This window comes from Streptomyces sp. H39-C1 (assembly GCF_027158125.1).
Classification (GTDB): domain Bacteria; phylum Actinomycetota; class Actinomycetes; order Streptomycetales; family Streptomycetaceae; genus Actinacidiphila; species Actinacidiphila fildesensis.
This window is the reverse complement of record NZ_JAPVLS010000036.1, coordinates 16556-36858: the sequence shown is the minus strand read 5'-3', so window position 1 is coordinate 36858 and position 20303 is coordinate 16556. Positions and strand designations below refer to the sequence as shown.

Annotated in this window: 11 protein-coding genes and 1 pseudogene; 6 read left to right on the top strand and 6 right to left on the bottom strand. The window is 70.8% G+C overall.

Features of this window, described 5'->3' with window-relative positions:
* Positions 1-68 precede the first annotated feature (68 nt).
* From O3W51_RS23455 to O3W51_RS23445, 3 genes are all read right to left on the bottom strand, one after another.
* Entirely contained in the window at positions 69-1115 is a 1047-nt protein-coding gene (locus O3W51_RS23455; RefSeq protein ID WP_138353902.1) for a lactonase family protein, read from the bottom strand.
* Between the two features lie 74 nt (positions 1116-1189).
* Positions 1190-2449 carry a nitric oxide synthase oxygenase gene (locus O3W51_RS23450; RefSeq protein WP_443048330.1) on the bottom strand — a complete coding sequence of 420 codons (1260 nt, stop codon included), beginning with the start codon at positions 2447-2449 and terminating at the stop codon, positions 1190-1192.
* Between the two features lie 146 nt (positions 2450-2595).
* Positions 2596-4095, bottom strand: a complete 1500-nt coding sequence (locus tag O3W51_RS23445) for an FUSC family protein (RefSeq protein ID WP_138353930.1) — start codon at positions 4093-4095, stop codon at positions 2596-2598.
* Between the two features lie 210 nt (positions 4096-4305).
* On the opposite strand from O3W51_RS23445, the gene O3W51_RS23440 reads away from it, so the two are divergent.
* Positions 4306-4812, top strand: coding sequence for an Lrp/AsnC family transcriptional regulator (locus O3W51_RS23440; RefSeq protein ID WP_138353904.1), 507 nt, complete (start codon positions 4306-4308; stop codon positions 4810-4812).
* A gap of 13 nt (positions 4813-4825) precedes the next feature.
* Positions 4826-5185, top strand: a pseudogene (locus tag O3W51_RS23435) (HAD family hydrolase); the annotation flags it as partial.
* A gap of 20 nt (positions 5186-5205) precedes the next feature.
* Here the strand turns inward: O3W51_RS23435 and O3W51_RS23430 are convergent.
* Together O3W51_RS23430 and O3W51_RS23425 are read right to left on the bottom strand one after the other, a co-directional pair.
* Positions 5206-5490 carry a DJ-1/PfpI family protein gene (locus O3W51_RS23430; RefSeq protein ID WP_244809804.1) on the bottom strand — a complete coding sequence of 95 codons (285 nt, stop codon included), beginning with the start codon at positions 5488-5490 and terminating at the stop codon, positions 5206-5208.
* A 295-nt stretch (positions 5491-5785) separates the two neighbouring features.
* Complete coding sequence (locus tag O3W51_RS23425; RefSeq protein WP_138353905.1) at positions 5786-7150, bottom strand: FAD-dependent oxidoreductase; 1365 nt, start codon at positions 7148-7150, stop codon at positions 5786-5788.
* Between the two features lie 501 nt (positions 7151-7651).
* Here O3W51_RS23425 and O3W51_RS23420 point away from each other — a divergent pair.
* The 4 genes from O3W51_RS23420 to O3W51_RS23405 are packed head-to-tail and all read left to right on the top strand — an operon-like array spanning position 7652 to position 16093.
* Positions 7652-9280, top strand: coding sequence for a TIGR02677 family protein (locus O3W51_RS23420; protein ID WP_198357442.1), 1629 nt, complete (start codon positions 7652-7654; stop codon positions 9278-9280).
* Positions 9277-10605: a TIGR02678 family protein gene (locus O3W51_RS23415; protein WP_198357443.1), complete on the top strand. Its 1329-nt coding sequence runs from the start codon at positions 9277-9279 to the stop codon at positions 10603-10605. The genes O3W51_RS23420 and O3W51_RS23415 overlap by 4 nt, the downstream gene beginning before the upstream one ends.
* The gene (locus tag O3W51_RS23410; protein ID WP_198357444.1) at positions 10602-14834 is read left to right on the top strand and encodes a TIGR02680 family protein; all 4233 of its coding nucleotides are present in this window, start codon (positions 10602-10604) and stop codon (positions 14832-14834) included. The genes O3W51_RS23415 and O3W51_RS23410 overlap by 4 nt, the downstream gene beginning before the upstream one ends.
* The gene (locus tag O3W51_RS23405; protein WP_138353909.1) at positions 14831-16093 is read left to right on the top strand and encodes a TIGR02679 family protein; all 1263 of its coding nucleotides are present in this window, start codon (positions 14831-14833) and stop codon (positions 16091-16093) included. Before O3W51_RS23410 ends, O3W51_RS23405 begins: the two co-directional genes overlap by 4 nt.
* Positions 16094-16397: 304 nt before the next feature.
* Here the strand turns inward: O3W51_RS23405 and O3W51_RS23400 are convergent, their stop codons facing one another.
* Positions 16398-20162 carry an nSTAND1 domain-containing NTPase gene (locus O3W51_RS23400; RefSeq protein WP_269287292.1) on the bottom strand — a complete coding sequence of 1255 codons (3765 nt, stop codon included), beginning with the start codon at positions 20160-20162 and terminating at the stop codon, positions 16398-16400.
* Positions 20163-20303 lie beyond the last annotated feature (141 nt).

Genomic DNA, 20303 nt, shown 5'->3' with positions numbered 1-20303 from the left:
GGGTGAGCGCGGCGCCACACCACACCGTTCAGCACGGCAGCACGCCGTTCAGCGCGGCATCACGCCGTTCAGCGCAGCAGCACGCAGGAGGCGGCCGGCACGTCGACCGAGCCGGCCTGCTTGGGGATGCCGGTCTCCTGGTCGATGTCGAACCAGGTCACGTCGCCGGACCGCTCGTTGGACGCGTACAGCCGGCGGCCGGACGGGTCGGCGGTGAGGTGGCGCGGCCAGTCCCCGCCGCAGGGCACGGTCTCCAGCAGCTCCATCCGGTCCCCCGACTCGTCGAGGGAGAGCACCGCGATGCTGTTGTGGCCGCGGTTGGCCGCCCAGGCGAACCGGCCGTCGGGCGAGACGACCAGTTCCGACGGGTAGTTGGGGTTCTCCGGGCCCGCCGCGCCCTCGGGCAGTACCGACACCTCGGTCACCGGCCGCAGCGATCCGGCCGCCGCGTCCCACCTGCAGACGGTGACGACGGACCGCAGCTCGTTCATGACGTACGCCCGGTCACCGCGCGGGTGGAAGGTCATATGGCGCGGTCCGGCCCCGGAGCGCAGCCCGAGCTCCCGCTCGATCTCCAGCTCGCCGGTGGCCGTGTCGAGCTCGCACACCCGCACCGAGTCGGTGCCGAGGTCGACGCTGAGCAACCAGCGACCCGAGGGGTCCGGCAGGACCATATGGGCGTGCGGGCCCCTCTGGCGCTTCTGGTGCGGCCCGTCGCCCTCGTGCTCCAGCACGCTGCGCACCGCGCCGAGCCCGCCGCCGGCCGCGTCGAGGGCCAGCACGCTGACGCTGCCCGACGAGTAGTTGGCGGTGACCAGGTGCCCCCCGTGCAGGCACAGGTGGGTGGGCGCGCTGCCGCGTACGGGCACGGTGCCGCCCAGCTGGCGCGGCGCGGCGGGATCCGCCAGCGAGAAGGCCGCGGCGCCGCCCTCGGACGTCTCGCTGACCGTGTACAGCACCTCACGGTCGGCGGAGAGCGCCAGGAAGGACGGGTCCGCCACCTCCGCCGCCGACCCCAGCACGGTGAGCGCCCCGGTCCCGGGGTCGACGGCGGCCGTGGTGAGGCCGCGTCCGCCCGCCGACGTGAATGATCCGATGTATGCGTGCGCGGCCACCACTGCTCCTGTCGCTCCTGCTACGTGTGCTGCGGCGACATTAGTGCGCGGCGCGGCCGGCCGCACGGGCGGGGCTACACGGATACCGATCCCGGACACGTTCCCTGACCCGTTCGGGGCTCCGTGCGGGGTGCGGCGGAGCGGTGCACATAGGCCGGGGTGCGGTCGCCCGTTTCGTAGTAGCGGTGGAACACCTCGGTGGCCGAGCCGGAGATCGGCGGCACGATCCACGACCAGTCGGCCGGCACGCTGCGCCCCTTGCGCTCCTCACGGTCCACGTGCGTGAGGAAGCGGCGGGACTCGGTGTGATGGTCGGTCACCGTGGCGCCCGCCCGGTCGAAGGAGTGCAGGACGGCCCGGTTGAGTTCGACGAGCGCGCGGTCCTTCCACAGCGACCGGTCGCTGCTGGTGTCCAGGCCCAACCGCCGGGCGAACCGCGGCAGCAGGTCGTAGCGGTCGGTGTCGGCGAGGTTGCGGGCCCCGATCTCGGTGCCCATGTACCAGCCGTTGAACGGCGCGGCCGGATAGCGGATCCCGCCGATCTCCAGGCTCATGTCGGAGATCGCCGGGACGGCGTGCCAGCGCAGGCCCCATTCGGCGAGCCACTCCAGTTCCGGGTGGACGATCGGCACCTCGAACAGCGCGTCGGCCGGAAGGGTGAACCAGCGCGGCTGTTCGCCGCGGCCCTGGACGATCAGCGGCAGGACGTCGAACGCGGTTCCCGGTCCGCGCGGCCAGCCCAGCCGCTCGGCCGCTTCGGTGATGCCGGTGTTGCGCGGATCCCCCGTCACCCCGCCGTCCGCGCCCCGGTAGCCGGCGTACCGGATCAGCTGTTCGTTGTGGATCCGCGGTCCCGGCAGGCCGGGTGCGTCGGGGGCGAAGACGGTGATGACCGGCCGGATCCGTCCGCCGTTGGCCGCCGCGCGCAGATGGGCGGCCGCCTCCTCGGCGATGCCGGCGGCGTCGGAGATCCGGCGCCGGTCGCGGATGTGGAGGGAATTCCAGTACAGCCGCCCTATGCAGCGGTTGTTGTTGCGCCAGGCGACCCGGGCGCCGAAGACCAGTTCCTGTCTCGTGTGCCGGTAGGTGCCGGTCGCGTCGATCTCGGCCCGCACCCGCGTCAGACGGGCGGCGAGGGCGTCGGGGTCGGCCTCCTCACGGTGCAGCTGCCGCAGGAACTCCCTGGCCAGCGGCCAGACCTCGGCCTGCGCTTCCCGCTGCTCCGGTCCCACCGGGCGGGGCGCCGGACGCCCGACCGGCACTTCCGCCCCCACCGTCCGCTCCTGATGCGCCCTGACGTCGGTCCGTCGCAGAAAGTTCAGCACGCCGCGCACTCCCCAAGATGTTCGGCTCCCGGGCCGCATCCCGCTGCGGCCCGCGGAATTCCGATGCGCAAGGTCCTACCCGTGGAGCGGCTGATCCATCCTGTTCGTGGCCGATGCACATGCCTCAGACATGGTCCGCGTGTCCACGTCGCAGCTCAGGCGGCCAAAGGGGCGCGCGGAGTCGCGCGCAGGGGTGCGACCAGTTCGGTGAGCGCCCCCTCCAGTGCGTGCAGGTGCGCCAGCGCGTGCTCCGCGTGCGGGTGTTCGGCGGCCTCCGCGACCACGGTGAGCTGCGCCGGGACGTGCGGCGCACCGGGCGCCACGAGCCGGTGGACGGCCTCCTCGACGCGGCGGCAGGCCGCGAGCAGCCGCTCGTCGTGCCCCGCGTCCGGGTCGGCCACCACGGCGGCGAGGCCGCGTACCCGGTCCGCGCACTCGTCGAGCAGCGCGAGCACCTGGCGCGCCCGCGCCCGGCGGGCCCGCAGCGGGCTGAACGGGTGGACGAGCGGGGCGACGGTGGTCCTGACCCTGCCGAGTACGAGGTCGAGCTCCTTCGCGCGCTGCGCGAGGTCCTCGCCGGGGCCGCCGGCCAGGTGGTGCGCGGCTTGGGTGGTGAAGTCGCGCACGCCGTGCAGCGCGCGCTGGATCCAGGCGTCGGTGGCGGAGTGCGTGCTGATCGGCAGGACCACGACCACGGCCAGTGCCGCGCCGAGCGCCCCGACGGCGGTCTCCTCCAGCCGCAGCCACAGCAGACCCGGGTGAAGGATGCCCAGCAGCCCGTAGAGCGAGCCCGCCATGACGGTCACGAAGAACATCATCCAGCTGTACGACACGGGCGCGGTGTAGAAGATCCCGAAGACGCAGATCCCGACCAGAAGGGCGGTCGGCGCCCCCGCGCCGTGCAGCGGCAGGGCCAGCGCGAGACCGGCGGCGATGCCCGTCACGGTGCCGAGCACCCGGCGGAAGCCGCGGACCAGCGTCTCGCCGCGGTGGGCGGTGTTGACGAAGATCCACCACGCGGTGCCGACCGCCCAGTACCAGCGGTCCTCGGAGAGCGCCTGGCCGAGCGCGAGGGCGCAGCCGGACGCGGCGGCGGCCTGGAAGGCCTGGCGGGTGGTGATCCTGCGCAGTCCGCGCGCCTGCGGCAGCGCGACGACGGGCGGCGGGGTGGCCCGGCGCTCGTAGCACCAGAGGCCGAAGCGGACCAGCGCGGCGGAGCCGAGGCCCAGGCCGACGGCGCCGCACAGTTCGGGGAGCGCGGCCGGGACGGCGTGCAGGAACTGGGAGATGAAGAACATCATGAACGCGAACACGCCGAGCGCGTGGCCGCGCGGCCCCCAGCGGCGGGCGTAGACGCCGGCGAAGACCACGGCCAGGAAGACCGCGTCACGGGCGTACGGGACCGTGTGCAGGCACGCGGCGACCGCGAGGACCGGGAGCCCGACGACGGGCATCAGGGCGGTGGTGACCGCCTGCTGGCCGACCCGGGCGTCCCCGACGACGAACAGCGCCAGCAGCGCGGCGAGCCCGCCGCCCGCCACGGCGGGCATCGGCAGCCCCGCCAGCAGGGCGGAGGTGACCGCCAGCGCGATGCCCAGGACCGCGCGGGACGCGGTGCGCAGCCGCGCGAGTCCCGGATCCGGAGCGATGAACATCCTCTTCACGTCGGTGGTCCCCGCCCCTTGTTCAGCTTGTTCGGCATCGTTCGATCTGCGGACATGGCAAAGGCGTTGCGGAGGACCGCAACGCCATCGTCACGCCAAGGAAAGCATCACCAGGGGCAATGGCTCAAACGAGCCAGCCGAAGGTGAGCCATTGGTACAGTGATGAGTCCCGATGATCGACCAGAAGGAGACCAGTGGCCCATGGCCGTCGACGCGCTGGACGCCCGCATCCTGCGGCTGATGCTGGAACAGCCGCGCACCAGCGTGCGTGAGTACGCCCGCGTCCTGGGCGTGGCCCGCGGCACGCTCCAGGCCCGGATCGACCGGCTGGAGCGCGACGGCGTGATCACCGGCTTCGGCCCGCGGCTGTCGCCCGCCGCGCTCGGCCACCCGGTGCTCGCCTTCGTGCACATCGAGGTGACCCAGGGGCACCTGGACGATGTCGGTGACGCGCTGGCCGCGGTGCCCGAGATCATCGAGGCGGTCTCGGTCACCGGCGGCGGCGATCTGCTGACCCGCGTCGTCGCGCGCGACAACGCGCATCTCGAGGACGTCGTCCAGCGGCTGATCAGCACCCCGGGCGTGGTCCGCACCCGGACCGAGGTGGCGCTGCGCGAGCGCGTGCCGCACCGGGTGCTGCCGCTGGTCGAGGCGGTGGGGCGGAGCGCCGAGGGGCCGGGGCGGAGCGGAGCGGACCGGGCACCGTGATCGCCCGGTCGGCATGCTGGGGACCATGACCCTCCCCGCGGTGATCTTCGACCTGGACGGCACGCTGGTGGACAGCGAGCCCAACTACTACGAGGCCGGCCGCCGGCTGCTGGCCGCGCACGGGGTCACGGACTTCGGCTGGGAGCAGCACGCGCGCTACATCGGCATCAGTACGAAGGAGACGCTGGAGGCGCTGAGCGCCGAGTACGGTCTGTCGGCGCCGGTGGAGGAGCTGCTGGACGGCAAGAACCGGCTCTATCTGCGCCTGGCGGCCACCGCGACCGCGGTCTTCCCGCGGATGCGCGAGTTCGTGGAGCTACTGCACGCGGCCGGGCATCCGATGGCGGTGGCCTCCGGATCCTCCCGCGCGGCCAGCGAGCCGAGGTCCAGACGTCACCATCCCTGACGAAGATCGGGTCGGGGTCGACGGTCACCTCCGGATAACCGCTCGGCCAGTTCGGCGCGGCTGTTCCAGTGCGTGACGGCGCGCCGGCCGTCCAGCAGCCCGGCCGCGGCGAGCAGGAAGGCACCGCTGCAGACGGAGGCGACCCGGTCGGAACGCCGGGCGGCCGCGGCGAACCACCCGGCGAACTCCGCGTCCCGGGCCGCCCGCCGGATACCGGGGCCGCCGACGGCGACCAGGGTGCCGATCGGCCCCTCGCACTCGTCGAATGTCAGCGACGGGGGGACGGCGAGCCCGCCGCTGGACCCGACCGGCCCGGGGCGGCCGCGACGGCGTCGATCCGTTAGCCGGGCCCGGCCTGGCTGTGCCGTCCGGCCTGCGAGAACACCTCGTGCGGCCCGGTCAGACCGAGGATCTGGAAGTCCGGGGCGACGAAGACGATGCGGTGGTCGTTCACCGGTTCATCGTCACCGCCCCGGATGGTGGCGGCAAGGACAGGGTTATGACGATTCCCGTCACCCCGAGCCGCGGGGCTGCGCCGGACGAGCCGGACGGCGGGAGACGGCCGGACTACGCGCCGCTCGCGTCCAGCATGTCCTCACGCTCGACGATCTTCACGCGTTCGCGGCCCTGCGGCTCGCCCAGCGCCCGCTCCGCGGCGTCCAGCCGGTGCCAGCCCTCCCACGTGGTGAAGCGAACGCTCCGCTCGCCGAGGAACGCCTCCACGTCCTCCGGGGCGGGCGAGGCGGGGGTGTGCAGCCGGCCGTTCGCGAAGTCGTCCAGCAGGCTGGCGACCGTCTCGTTGGCGTCGCCCTTGGTGTGGCCGATCAGCCCCACGGGGCCGCGCCGGATCCAGCCGGTGACGTAGGTCGACCGCAGGTGCTCGCCGGTCTCCTCGATCACCCGGCCGCCCTGGTCGGGGACCGTGCCCGACGCGACGTCCCAGGGCAGCTTGGGCAGCTCGTCGGACAGGTACCCCACCGCGCGGTAGACCGCGCTGACGTCCCAGTCCTTGAAGGTGCCGGTGCCCTTGACGTTGCCGGTGCCGTCCAGGGCGGTGCGCTCGGTGCGCAGCCCGACGACCTGGCCGTCCTCGCCGAGGATCTCGGCGGGCGACTCGAAGAAGTGCAGGAACAGCTTGTGCGGGCGGTCACCGACGTCGCGGATGGCCCAGTTCTCCAGGGTCTTGGCGACCATGTCGGCCTGCTTGTTGCCACGCCGGGTCGCGATCGAGCCGTCGTCGTAGTCGATGTCCTCGGGGTCGACGATGACCTCGATGTTCGGGGAGTGGTCCAGCTCCCGCAGCTCCATCGGACTGAACTTCGCCTGCGCCGGGCCACGGCGGCCGAAGACATGGACCTCCAGGGCCTTGTTGGCCCGGAGACCCTCATGGACGTTCGGCGGGATCTCGGTCGGCAGCAGTTCGTCCGCCGTCTTGGCCAGGATGCGCGCCACGTCGAGCGCGACGTTGCCGACCCCGAGGACCGCGACCTTCTCCGCCGTGAGCGGCCAGGTCCGCGGCACGTCCGGGTGCCCGTCGTACCAGGAGACGAAGTCCGCCGCACCGTACGAACCGTCGAGGTCGCTGCCGGCTATGTCGAGCGCCCGGTCGGCCGTCGCCCCGGTGGAGAAGATCACCGCGTCGTAGAAGGTGCGCAGATCGTCCAGGCTGATGTCACCCGGGTAGTCCACGTTGCCGAAGAGCCGCACCTGCGGCTTGTCGAGCACCTGGTGCAGGGCCGTGACGATGCCCTTGATCCGCGGGTGGTCGGGGGCGACGCCGTAGCGGATCAGACCGAACGGGGCCGGCATCCGCTCGAAGAGGTCGATGGACACACCGGGCTCGACGGCCGCCGGGGATTTCAGCAGCGCGTCGGCGGCATAGATCCCGGCGGGGCCGGCTCCGACAATTGCTACCCGCACAGGGCGAAGCATGATCAGGTTCCCTTCGAGCGGTAACAGGCGGACTCGCCGGGAAGCCTAAACTAAGGCAAACCTAAGTTAGTAGCCGGGTCAGACCTATGACCTCATAAGGCAGCCTTATGGGATCCCATAGACAGGGCTTGTGTCAGCAGGTGGAGCTGCCGGGGCCGCCGCCGGCCCGCAGATGCGCGCAACGTGAGCGCTCCCGCTCGGCCCAGGAAGGACAGCCGCACCTGGCGCCGCGGATGGTCGCGGTTGGTGTCCGCGGAACTCCGTCAGGACAACTGCCGAGCTACCCAAGTACTGGACCTCCACCCGGTGCGTCCCAGGAAAGACAGTGCAACTCAAACCTTTGGGACGACGCCGCAGGTCACTGCCGCGCGGACTGTCAGGCGCGCTCCACCAATCTGCGTTGGGGCAATTCACCCGGCCACCTGCTCCAGGAGCCGGAGCACGAGCACGAAGACCCAGAACCGCCTCCCGCTGTCAGTAGTCCTGCGTAGCCTCGTGTTCATGGAGGAATCACCACAAGAGCCCACGTCGGAGGGCGAACGCGACGGAGCATGGCAGCGGCTGACCGCCTATGCCTATCTGAGCGCACCGGAACGGCTGGAGCATGTCGCGATCATGCGGGTCTTCTGCGGGACCCTGCTGGCGGATCTGGCCGTACCTGATGTGCTGGACAGACTCGTCGACGCCGACGGGCCGGCGGCGCACCTGAACGCGGAGACGCTGACAACCCGGCTGGACCAGCTGGCGAAGTGGGGGAATCTCCTTCCCAGTACGCACACGGTGAAGGCGTCGAGCATCTCCGAGTACCAGCGCGCCCGTTCCCGGTACCAGCTGTCGAAGCTGGGCGAACGCATTCAACGGGATGCTGACGACGTGCTCGCCGGAGCCGATGCCGCTCGCGAGGTGAGCAGTGAGCTGCTGGCCCTCGTCGAGCGCGGGCTGCGTGAACTTGACGAACTGATCCGGAAACCGGGCGGAGCAGAGCCGCAGGAAGCGCTGGAACGCGTCAGCACAATCTTCGTGCAGTTCACGGAGTTCGCCGACTCCATCCGGGACTTCTACGCCTACCTCGGGCAAGTACTCGCGCGCTACGACCTCGACAGCGCCGAGTACCAGGGCTTCAAGGAGCTACTGCTCGACTATGTCGAGGCGATCACAGAGGACGTGTCCTTCCGGGCGCCCCGTATCGCAGCAGTCCTCGACAGACTCTGGCCCCACCTACCCGCCCTCCTGCAACGTCTCGATTCCCACACCCGCGGGCTCTCGGGAGTTCCCCATGGCGCGGATGGCCAGTTGGCTACGCGGGTGCAGCGGAGCCGGGGCCGCGAGCCGGCCGACTGGGAGGGACTACGCGGCTGGTTCACCGACGTCGAGGGGCGGGGAAGCCAGGTTGATCAGCTGCGTGATGCCACCCTGCGTGCGTTGCAATCGCTGCTCGCCAACGCCAAACGGATGCTGCGCTCGGCATCCGGAGAGATGTCTCGGCGCAAGGACCTGCTGCGGCTTGCACGGTGGTTCGACGAAGCCGCTCCGGAAGACGCCCATGACATCGCCGTCGCGGCTTTCGGGTTGTACAGCGCCCGGCATCTGGGCATTCCGCCGGCCACGGACGAGGTGGTGCCCGCATACACCAGCTGGTGGACCGGTCCGGTGGTCGAGGTTCCGGTGGCACTGCGCGAGCGGGGCAATCGTGCCCAGCGGGGCCGGGCGTCCGCGGTGGAGGACCACTCCGAACAGAAGGAGCGCCTTCAGCGGGCGGCGCGGCAGCAGGCGGATGACAGACGTGCCGCTGCGGACGAGCTACGCAGTTCCTCCGGTCGCTTCGAGCACATACGGCTCACATCGGCCGCGCTATCGCTGCTGCTCGAGTTGCTGGCCACGGCCTTGGGCAATGCGCAGCTTCACCGCGCCGAGGCCTGGACGCCGGAGCAGGAGCGCGACTTCACCCTGGACGCCGCGTGCAGCGAGGATGCGGAACTCGGCGTCCGCCTCACGGTCCGGCGCATCCCGGGAGGTGAGACCGTACTGCACTCGGCCGACGGCGAGCTGACGCTGGATGAACTGGAACTCACGGTCGAGGGCATTGCCGGCCTGGCACCGAGCGGCGAGGCGCGGGTGAGCGCCTCGTGACGCTCCCTTCGGCCCACGATGTAGCGCTGGCCGCGGAGCGCCGCAGCGCGGGCCGGCTGCTGCTCGCCTACCCGCTGCTGACCTCGGACGGTCCGCACGCCGACCTGTTTCCGTTGATCCGTCGACACGCCGACTGGCTCACCAAACGGTTCCAGCATGTTCTCGGCTATCGGCTCCTGGTCGATACGTCGTACGCGCGGTTGTTCAAAGCGGGCCTGGGCGCCGGTGCGGGGCACCAACTGGAGCGCTCCAGCGGTACAGCATTCACACCGCGCACTTACGCATGCCTGGCCCTGGCCCTGTCCGTGCTGGTGACGGCGCCCGAGCAGGTTCTGCTGTCGCAACTGGTCGCCGACATCAAAGCCGCAGCGGCCGATGCGGGCGTGGAATGGGAGGACGCCGGCCGGACAGCGCAGAAACGGACGCTGGCGGCCGCGCTGCGGCAGCTGGTCGACTGGGGCGTCCTGACCGAAACCGAGGGAAGCGTGGCTGCCGTCGAGCAGGACGACAGCGGCGAGGCACTGATCTCGGTGGACCGGGAGATCGCTCGCGCTGTGGTGTCCGGGCCGCTCGCGCAGAGCAGGAGCGGCACCGATCTTGTGCGCCGGGCTGCGGATCCTGGGTTCGGCGGAGCCCGTACCTATGTGCGCCGGATGCTGGTGGAGACGCCGGTCGTCTACCTTGACGAGCTGACCGACGCCGAGCGCGACTGGCTCCGCACCCGGCAGCGCCGTGAAGCCCAGGCATTCTCCGAACTCCTGGGCCTGGAGACCGAGATCCGAGCGGAAGGCGCAGCGCTGGTGGATCCCGAGGACGAGCTGTCCGACCTGCACCTGCCCGGTAGCGGAACACTCGCGCAGGCCGCACTCCTTCTCCTGGAGCGCTTGGTCGAGCAGCTGCGTCCGGAAGATCCGGGTCATCCCGCGACTGGGGGCCGCCTCGTCGTCGGTGTGGCGATTCCGGACGGACTGATGGAAGAGGTCCTTGCAGAACTCGTGGCGGCGTATGGGCACCGCAGCAACTGGAAGCGCGACTTGGTCGATGATCCGCCGGCGCTTCGGGCATCCGTAGTGGATCTGCTGATCCGGATGCGGCTCGTGGCACGCGACGGTTCGCTCCGCTCCGCAGGACGGGGCTTGCCGGAGGGGTATGACGAGGCCGTTCCCGAAGGCCGTGCCGTCACCGATGTCGCAGGTGCCCGCAGCGGCAGCGGCAGCGGCCTGATGTTGCTCGCCGGTGCGGCCAGATACGCCACCCATGTCACCGTACGAACCGCTCCAGGTTCGACCTCCGAGGCCGACGGACAACAGGAGCTTCCCCTATGACCACCGACTTCAGTGCTCCCGTTCCCATGCAGCGTGCCGCCACGCAAGCCGCCTCCCGGTTCCGGCTGCACCGCGCGGGTATCCGCAACGTGTGGCAGTACGACGAGCAGGAGTTCGCGTTCGGAGACGGCAGGCTGCTGTTGCGCGGTAAGAACGGCGCGGGCAAGTCCAAGGCCCTGGAGATGCTGCTGCCGTATCTGCTCGACGGTGATGCGCGAGCTCTCGACGCCACGGGCACCGGCCGGACCACGCTGGTGTGGTTGATGCTGGACGGCTTCGAGCAGACCAATCGCCTGGGGTACCTCTGGGTGGAATTCCGCATGGCAGCAGCCGACGGTAGGGACCGGTATCTCACCATCGGCGCGGCCGTTCGAGCGTCGAAATCGACGAAGAGGGCCGTCCCGGCATTCTTCGTGACTCCGCTCCGGGTGGGTGAGGACCTTCATCTGGTGGAGGCGGGCAAACCGCTGCCGGTCGACAAGCTGAAGGAGTCGATCGGCGCCGCGAACGTCACGGAGCGCGCTGTCGAACACCGGGCCCGTGTCGCCCGCGAGCTGTTCGGGATCACCGATTCGACACGCTTCCGCAACCTCACGCAACTCCTCCACCGTCTGCGCCGACCCACGGTCGGGGACCGCATCGAATCCGGTGGGCTGGTCTCGCTCCTGAGCGAAACGCTGCCAGGACTGGACGAGGAGGTCGTGGAGAAGGTCGCGCGCAACCTCCATGACCTGGACGCCGTCCGCGATGAACTGGGCAGGTTGGAAAGGACCGATGCGGCGCTTGGGGCCTTCCTCACCGGCTACCGCGGTTACCTGACAGGGGTCCTGCGCAGGGCTTCAGCAGCTGTGAGTCACGAGCTGGATGTCCTCACCGAGTGGCGGCGCAGGACCGGAGACGCGGCGAAGAGGACCAGCGACCTCAAAGGACGCGAAGCCGAAGCCGACGCACGGCTGTCCGCGGTCAAGGAGGATCAAGAAGCCGCACAGGCCGAACTCGCCGCACTGCATGCGAGTGACGGCTATCGCAGCGTGCAGGAACTGTCAGAGCGCCGTGACACTGTGGCGGCCCTGTACACCGCGGCCGCGGCCACGCACACCACCGTGCTGACCGCGCATGGTGCCGAACAGGGCGCGGCCGGACGGCTGTCCGACGACGTAGGCCGCATGGCGGAGCGTCTCGCGGAACTGGCTACCGAGCACCGGGAACTGATGCCTGAGGCCGAGAGAGCCGGCCTGCCCACGGGCCACCTCGGCGAGGCCGTCTCTCTGCGCTGTACCGACATCGCCGGTTCACAGAGCGTCGAGGTGGCGGACCCTGACGGCGAAACGCAGACCGTGCGACATCAACGCGTCATCGCTGCCGACACGGCAGCCACCGCGCGGGCCCTGGACGCATGGCGTGCGCAGTTGGAAGGTGGCCAGTCGGTGGCCAAGAACCGCTCTCGTATGGTCAAGGAGGTACAACGGCTCTCCGCGCACACCCGCGAAGCAGTAGCGGAAGCCTCGCTTGCGGATGCCGAACGGGAAAGGCTGGAGACGGAGATGGAGGACGTCGCCGGCCGACTGGAGCATGCCCGCACGCAGGTGGTTGCCACCAGCGTCTCCTACGCACGCGAGGTCACCGACTGGGCTGAGCACGTCATCTCAGCGCTCGCCCCCGGCTGCCCAGCTCTCGACCCCGTTCTGGAGGCGATCGTCTGCGAGACCGCACCGGACGCGCCCTTCGCGGACCGAACGCTTCCCGCGGAGATCGACACGGAAGCCGGACAAGCCGCTCACCTCGTCCTCGACCCGTACGGCCAGTGGCTTTCCGATCAGCGGGACCATGCCGCGTTGGCGGTCCATCAGCTAACTGTCTCGTACAAGGATCTGGAGCAGCAGCGGCGGGCCTGGGAGCGGCAGACCGACCCGGAGCCCCCGGTCCCTCCCCACCGCGCCGCTGACCGCACCGCGGGGAGTGGGGCGCCTTTCTACCAACTGGTGGATTTCACCGAGGAACTGTCCACGACCGAGCGAGCACATCTGGAAGCAGCGCTGGAGGCCAGCGGGCTCCTGGACGCCTGGATCAGCGCCGACGGCTCGGTCCTCGATCCGGGCACCCTCGACACCCTCCTCGACTCGCGTGCGGCGGTGCCGGAGGGCCCCACCCTGGCAGCCGCCCTGCGCCCAGTCGTACCGGCCCAGACCGGTGTCACAGCTGAACTCGTCGACCGGGTCCTGTCCTCCATCGCTCTGGCCCCGGCCTACGAGACCGCGGCGGCCAGCGCGGTCCAGGTCGACGGCAGTTGGCGTCTCGGCGCACTCAGAGGGCGGCACCTCAAGCCCGCGGCCGAGTTCGTGGGAGCCGCCACCCGCGCCGAAACCCGTCGCCGCAAGCTGGCCGAACTTGACGTCCGGCTCGCGGAGGCCGCTCAACAGCTCACCGGCGAACGCCGAGAACTGGATCGCCTCAATGCCCAACGCCGGTCCCTGGCGGACGCGCTGCGGAGATTCCCCCCTTCCCGCCTGCTCTCCAGCGCCTGGAACGAAGCCAACGGCAGGGAGTCCGACCTCCAAGTCCTGACCAGTAAGGCGTCGACGGCCGCCCGCACGGCAGAGGGGGCCCGCACCCGCGCAGCGAGAGCTCGCGCCGCGGCCGACGCCGCCGCGACCGCGAACGACCTGCCCACCGGCACCGAGGCCCTGGAACGCATCGACACCGCGCTGGCGACCGTGCACAGTGGCCTCGTGCGGCTGTCCAGAGCGGTCCACGGCACGATCAATAGATCCGGCACCGAGCGATCCGCACTGGAGGCGTACGAGAAGGCATACGCGGACCGTCTCCGGGCGCAGGGTGACTACCAGTCCCGGCTCGACGCACTCCGCCCGGCCCGCAGGGAGCTGGCTACCCTCGAAGAAGCCGTCGGATCGGCCGAAAGCGAGATCCTGACCCGGGAGGAAGCGGCGAAGGAACGGATCACGGCGGCACTGGGTGCCCTCCCCAAGGCCCAGCACACCATGGATGAACTTCGGGAGAGCCGGGCCCGAGCCGAGGAAGCGGAGAAGGGACTTCGCGAGGACTTGGCCCGCCAGGAGTCCGCGGTGATCGACGCCGGCAACGCCCTGCGCGGGGCCCTCGCCCGCCCGGAGGTCCTCCGCGGCGCCGGATGGGACCGGACAGGCCTGCCGGAGAGCTCCGCCGACCTGCTCACGGCGGACGCCCGTGCCAGAATCCGGGCCCTGCGTGAACTGGCGAACGCGGTCAACGCGCGGCTGGAGCGCTCGGGCGACGACGTGTCCGACAACACGCTGATGCGGCGGTACGACGTACTGCGTGACGCGCTCGCCGGGGGCTATGACGCACAGCTGGACGAGCGCGACGGGATCAAGGTCTGCCGCCTCCTGGACGACCACGGTTCCCATGACGTCGCCGTAGTGGGAGAGCGGATCGCCTCCCAGGCCGCCGAGGCCCGCGGCCGGCTCACCGAGCGAGAACGCGAGGTCTTCCAGCGCTTTCTCGCCGGCGAACTCGGCGACCACCTGTCGACACAGGTCATCACCGCTGCCAACCTGGTGGCAGCGCTCAACGCCACGCTCAGGACTGTCCGCACATCGCACGGGCTCGGAGTAGAGCTGCAATGGAAGCTGGACGAGGACGTCGACACGGACGTGCGTGCGGCCGTCGAGCTGCTCCGCAGCCCCTCGGGTCTCCGGACCCGCGAGCAGACCGACCGGCTCCGGGAAGTGCTGCAGCGACGGATCGAGGACGCCCGCAGGGCCGACCCGTCGGCCGGCTATGCCGCTCATCTGCGTACCGCGTTGGACTACCGTGACTGGTACCGCTTCCACACCTTCGTGGTCGAGGACGCAGCCCCGGGCCGCAAGCGCCGGCTGACCAGTCGCACCGGCCTCAGCCAGGGCGAGCAGCGCGTGCTCTCCTACCTCATACTCTTCGCCGCGGCCGCCGCCCACTTCACCACCCTCGGCGAAACCGCACCGCACGCACCGCGGTTGATCCTGCTCGACGATGCCTTCGCCAAGGTCGACGAGCCCACCCACGGACGGCTCGGCCGGATCCTCGTCGACCTCGATCTCGACTTCGTGCTGACCAGCGAACGACTCATGGGCAATTGGCCCGAGGTGCCGTCCCTGCACATCTACGAGTGTCTGCGCGATCCTCATGTACGCGGCGTGGCCACCCTGCACTACACCTGGAACGGCCGCCACCGGCGCCTGGTGTCCGTATGAGCACGCTGCCCGCCGAGACACGGACCTGGCTGGCCGGTCCCGACCTCCACCGGCTGTGGAACGGCACGCGCAAACGCCTGGAGAGCAACGGCCTCCAGGCAATCGGATCGCTGAAGGTAACCAACCTCAACGCACAGGAACGGACCGCTCTGTCCCAACTCCTCGGCAGGACGCTCACGAGCACCACGGTCACCGTGCGGCTCGACGAGCTGGACGCACGTCTGCGGGCTTCGGCCGCCGGCACCGGACTGGTGGATACCCTCCAAGTACTCGGACCGGCCCTCACTGATCGCCGGGCCGTCCGGTCCGCGGCCGAAACCCGGCGAGAACACATGTGGTCCTCGGTCTCCACGTCCTTGGACGCGTCCGCTCTCGGCGGCGAGGACTGGGCACAGCAGTGGTACGACGGGCTCCGCCGATCAGGCGTGCCCGGAGGCGTGGCTCCTGAGGCCGCGGTAGCCACCCTCCACCAGGCCGTACAGATCCTCGCTCTGCTACTGGGACCGGCGAGAGCGGGGGTCCGTGGCCGAGGTGAGATCGCCGCGGAAGCAACCGGGTCCGCGCATGGACTGGACGACGGCACCTGGCTGGCGCGGCTCGTCCAGCGAGGCATCGCCCTCGCCCATGGCGCCGAGCTGCCCGACAATGCGGCCGGACGCCGCGCCCTGTGGCGGCTGGCCGGCGTCACCCCGGACGAGGTTTCCAGCACTGTCCTCGCCTACGGTCTGCGCCCCGAGGGCGACAGTTGGCGCGAACGGGCCTTGCGAGAACGGACCAAGAACTACGCCGAAACGCACCTCACCTTGCGTGACCTGCACGTCCTGCGGCTGACCATGGCGCCCGGCACGCTCATCCGTATCTGCGAGAACCCCCGCGTGGTGGAAGCCGCGGCGGACGCCGCCTGCACACAACCGCTCGTCTGCACGTCAGGCAGCGCCTCCACCGCGACCCTCACCCTCCTCGACGCCCTCGCCGCCACCGGCTGCCGTTTCGCCTATCACGGCGACTTCGACTGGCCGGGCATCGCCTTGGCCAACCGGATCACCCGCCGCTACGACGCGGATCCATGGCGTCTGCACGCCGAGGACTACGAACGCCTCGCCGCCCGCACCCAGGCCCAGGGTGTCCCCCGGCTTCCGCTGTCAGGCCATCCGGTCGATGCCGACTGGGACGCCGACCTCGCGCCCACCATGGAAGGACTGAGCATCGCCCTCCACGAGGAGGCCACCCTCGACCAACTGGTGGAGGACCTGAGCTGAGCCCGCACGCGCCCGCCCACACCAGCCATTTGGTGCGGCCGGACTTCGGCTCTACAGTCTCGTCCGGTCATCGCCCTACCCGAGGAAACTCAGCCGCACCCGCCGATTCACATTGTCCTTGTTCGTGTCCGCCCACCTCCATTCAGACAACCGCCAAGTCATCCGAGCGCGGGAGCTCCGAGCAGCCGCCGTACTCGGCCCTGAACCGGGCGTGCGCGCCGAACCCCGCGCATCACGGCCTTGTCGCTGCTCCCCGGCATCGGAGGGATCCTCGCCCTGCGCCAACTGCGGCCGATGGGCGGGGTCAGCGCGATGTGACGCCGCTGACGCGGTCGCAGGTTGGCCGGTACGGAAGGGACGGAAGGTATGCCGCCCATTCATCCCGGCTCAGGCCGCGTTCGACCACGGTGCAGACGCGGGTCATGGCCGCGGCGGGATCAAGGGTCCACCGGATGATCCTGCCGTCCTGGCCGCCGGAGACGAGGGCGCCGTCGGCGGTGAAGGCCAGGCCGCGGACTGTGCCGGTGTGGCCGGTGAGGGTGACGATGCGGCGGCCGGTGGCAACCTCCCATGTCACTACGGTGTGGTCATCGCCGGCCGAGGCGAGGGTGCGGCCGTCCGGGCTGAAGGCGAGGACCTGGATGGGTGCGCTGTGCCCGCTCAGCACCGCGATCTGACGGTGGGTCACCGTGTCCCACAGTTTGATCGTACGGCTGTCGCCGGCGGTGGCGAGGGTCGTGCCGTCCGGGCTGACCGCCAGGTCCTGCACCACGCCTTGGTGGGTGTCGAACCGGTCTGCCTGGACGCCGGTCGCGAGGTCGATAACGTTGACGAATCCCCCGACGCTGGTGGTCAGCAGGCGGCGCCCATCGGGGCTGAACGCCAATGCCGTGGCCAGGCGCGCGCTCTTGGGCGGCACCGGAACCGGCGACGCCGGGTGACTCATGTCCCACAGATAAGGACCGAGCGTGGCCGCGGCGAGGTAGCGGCCGCCAGGGCCGAAGGCCACATCGGTCGAGGCGCCGACCGCGGGGATCTGGACGGGCCGGCCGACGGGCTGCCGGGTGGTGGTGTCCCAGATCGTCAGGGTGCGATTGCGGGACACCGCGGCGAGCAGGTGACCGTCCGGGCTGAAGGCGACCGCCTGCACGCCGTTGGGCTGATCTCCCAGCACGCCGACCGGTTTCCCGGCGCCGTCCCACAGTCGCACGGATCCGTCGCTGCCCGCCGAGGCGATCGTGCGTCCGTCCGGGCTGACCTCGACATCGTTGACCTGTGCGTCGAACCCGCCGAACGGCTTGTTGCGGAGGTCGTGCAGCACGATGCCGCCGTCCCAGCCGGCGGAGGCGAGGATCGACCCGTCGCGGCTCAGGGCCACCGCCATCGTCTCGACGCGGCCCCGGTCCCGGAAGGCCTGCGGGGGCTCGACACCCCGCAGGTCCCGCAGGGTGACGGTGCCGCTCTCGTCCGCCACCGCGATCTTGTCGTTGACGGGAGCGGAGATCACCCATCCGAACGAACCGTGCAGGGGAAGGGAGGTCGCCGGAGCCGAAAGGTCGCCATCGAGCCAGAGATACACCCCTCGATCGTCCGCCCCGGCCGCCAAGCGGTGCCCTGACGGCTCGAACGCCACCGAGTCGACATGATCGGCGCCGCGCAGGGTGGTGCCCGCTGCGGTGGCCGTGTTCCAGACGATGGGACTTTCCTGCGCGGCCGCCGATACGAGGTACTGACGGTCGGAACTGAACGCCAGGGACAGCACGGTGTGCTGGTGGCTCCGCAGTGTTGCGGACGGCGCACCGGATGGGTGAGTGAGGTCGTACAGGGCGATGCCGCCGGTGTCGGTGCCGGCGGCGATCGTCGCGCCGTCGGAGCTGAAGGCCATGGCCGCGGCGGGGTGGTCGATGGCCAGCCGGCGCACCTGGCGGTGGGTGTGGGTGTCCCAGACCGTGACGGATCCGGACGTCCCGGCGATCGCCAGGGAGGCGAGCCGGTTCCCGTCCCCGCTGAAGGCCACGGCCATCACGCGTCCGGCGTGCCCGTCGAGCGTGGCGATCAGGGCGCCCCGCACCGGGTCCCACAGGCCGACCGTCCCGTCGACGGCCGCGGAGGCCAGCACCGAGTGATCCGGGCTGAACGCCAGCGCGTAGACGGCCGGACCACCGGCGTTGAGGACGACCGGTCTGGGTGCCGCGGCGGCGCTGAGCAGGCCGCCGCCGGTTTCGGTGTCCGGGTGCAAGCGGTATGCCTCCACCGCCAGCCGGCCGGCCAGAGCCGGATCGGTGGCGAGCAGATTCCTGGCCCGCAGCGAGAGCTGATCGGCGAACGTGACCTGCTGCTGACGGCGGGCGTCCGTGCGCTGGCTCATGGCGACGAAACCGCTGACCATGGCCAGTGTCATGAGCAGGGCCATGCCCATGACGAGACGCTTGAGCAGGCGGGTGCGGCGCCGGGCGCTGGCGTGTTCCGCGTGTTCCGCGGCGTTGCCCGCCGCGAGGAAGGCATCCTCCAACTCGTTCAGGTTCCCGGGATGCTCCTGGACCCAGGCGCGGGCGGCCGCCAGCCGGCCCCCGCGGTACAACGCCCCGGCATCACGGTCCGACGACTGCCAGCCGTGGGCGGCCTCGGTGAGCCCGCGGTGGACGAGCAGGCTCGCCCGGTCGTCGGTGAGCCAGCGGTGCAGCCGGGGCCAGGCCCGGAGCAGCGCCTCGTGGGCCACCTCCACCGTGCCGTCCCCCAGCACGACCAGCCGGGCCCCGGCCAGCCGGTCCAGTACCTCGGCGACCACCGGCGCATCCGCGACGCCGTCGAGTTCGGTGCGGACGATGGGCCGCCGGGTGTCCTCGGTGCCGTCCCCCAGCGCGGTGAGCCGCAGGAAGATCTTGCGGGCGATCTGCTGCTGCTCCGGGCTGAGCCCGTCGTGAACCCGCTCGGCGGTCTGGGCGATCGCTCCGCGCACACCACCGCTGGCGTGGTACCCCGCCAGGGTGAGGGAGTTCACTGATCGCCGCCGCCACGTCTCCAGCAGGGCATGCGAGACGAGCGGCAACGCGCCCGGCTCCCCGGCGGCGTCGGCGAGCACCGTCGCCAGCAGTTCCGGTTCGACCCGTAGCCCGGCATGAGCGGCAGGCCCGACGATGATCTCCCGCAGGTCGGTGGCCGATACCGGGCCGACCAGCAGCTGCGCCTGGTCTCCCAGTGCCTCGGCCAGGCCGGGATGCTGGGTGAGGTGCGCCAGGAAGTCCGCGCGCACGCCGAGCACCACCGTGGTGCGGCGTCCGGGGCCGTGGGCCGCGTCCAGCAGCGCCTCGATGAACCGTGCGCGTTCGCCCTCGCCGGTGCACAGCGTGAACACCTCTTCGAACTGGTCGACCACTAGCAGCGCCCGGCACTCCTCCGGATCGGTGGCCATGGCGCCGCGGATCGCGAGGTCCAAAGCGGCCGGATCCTGCGACAGATCCTCGTACATCCGGTGCACATCGGCGCCGGACAACTTCGCGAGCTGGTCGGACAATTCCTCGATCGGATGGGCGGTCGGCGTCATCAGCAGGATCCGCCAGCGCCCTGCCGCCTCCGGATGCGCGGCGATCGAACCGAGCAGCCCGGCCCGCAACAGCGAGGACTTCCCGCTGCCGGACGCCCCGAACAGCGCGACGAACGACAACTGCTCGACCCGGCCCACCAAACGCCCGACCAGCTGCGAGCGGCCGAAGAACCGTGCCGCCTCCTCTGCCTGAAATACCGTCAGCCCCTGATAGGGGCAGGCCTCCCGCTCACCCGCGCCTGCCTCGTCGTCGTGTCCGGACTCCTTGGTACCGGCCGCCGCACGAGCCTTCGCAGCCGCCGACCATCGCGCCCGCCACTCGTCACGGTCACCGCCGCACGCTTCGGCGTAGGCCAACACCACCTCCAGCGAAGCGAGCCGCTCGCCCCTGGCGGCATCCGCCAGCGTGCTCGCCGAGAAGTGGACCCGCTTGGCCAACAGGCGATATCCCGGGTTCCCGGCCCCCTGCCGCAGCTGCCGCAGCTGCCAGGCCAGCGCTTGAACCTCGCCGGCCTCCGGATCCACCGGTTTCTCCAGACGACCCACCACAACCCCCCAACGGCCGTGAACGCGCACCGCGACACGACCACTTCAACGAGCCCCAACGAACCCCCTGGACATGCTAGAGCCCCCGGATCATGACGGCCTTCCCCCGCCAGAACGCGC

Excerpts from the sequence above, each read along its gene's own strand:
- O3W51_RS23445 (WP_138353930.1), bottom strand. The coding sequence starts at position 4,095 with ATGTTCATCGCTCCGGATCCGGGACTCGCGCGGCTGCGCACCGCGTCC.
- O3W51_RS23440 (WP_138353904.1), top strand. The coding sequence starts at position 4,306 with ATGGCCGTCGACGCGCTGGACGCCCGCATCCTGCGGCTGATGCTGGAA.
- O3W51_RS23425 (WP_138353905.1), bottom strand. The coding sequence starts at position 7,150 with ATGCTTCGCCCTGTGCGGGTAGCAATTGTCGGAGCCGGCCCCGCCGGG.
- O3W51_RS23420 (WP_198357442.1), top strand. The coding sequence starts at position 7,652 with ATGGAGGAATCACCACAAGAGCCCACGTCGGAGGGCGAACGCGACGGA.
- O3W51_RS23410 (WP_198357444.1), top strand. The coding sequence starts at position 10,602 with ATGACCACCGACTTCAGTGCTCCCGTTCCCATGCAGCGTGCCGCCACG.
- O3W51_RS23405 (WP_138353909.1), top strand. The coding sequence starts at position 14,831 with ATGAGCACGCTGCCCGCCGAGACACGGACCTGGCTGGCCGGTCCCGAC.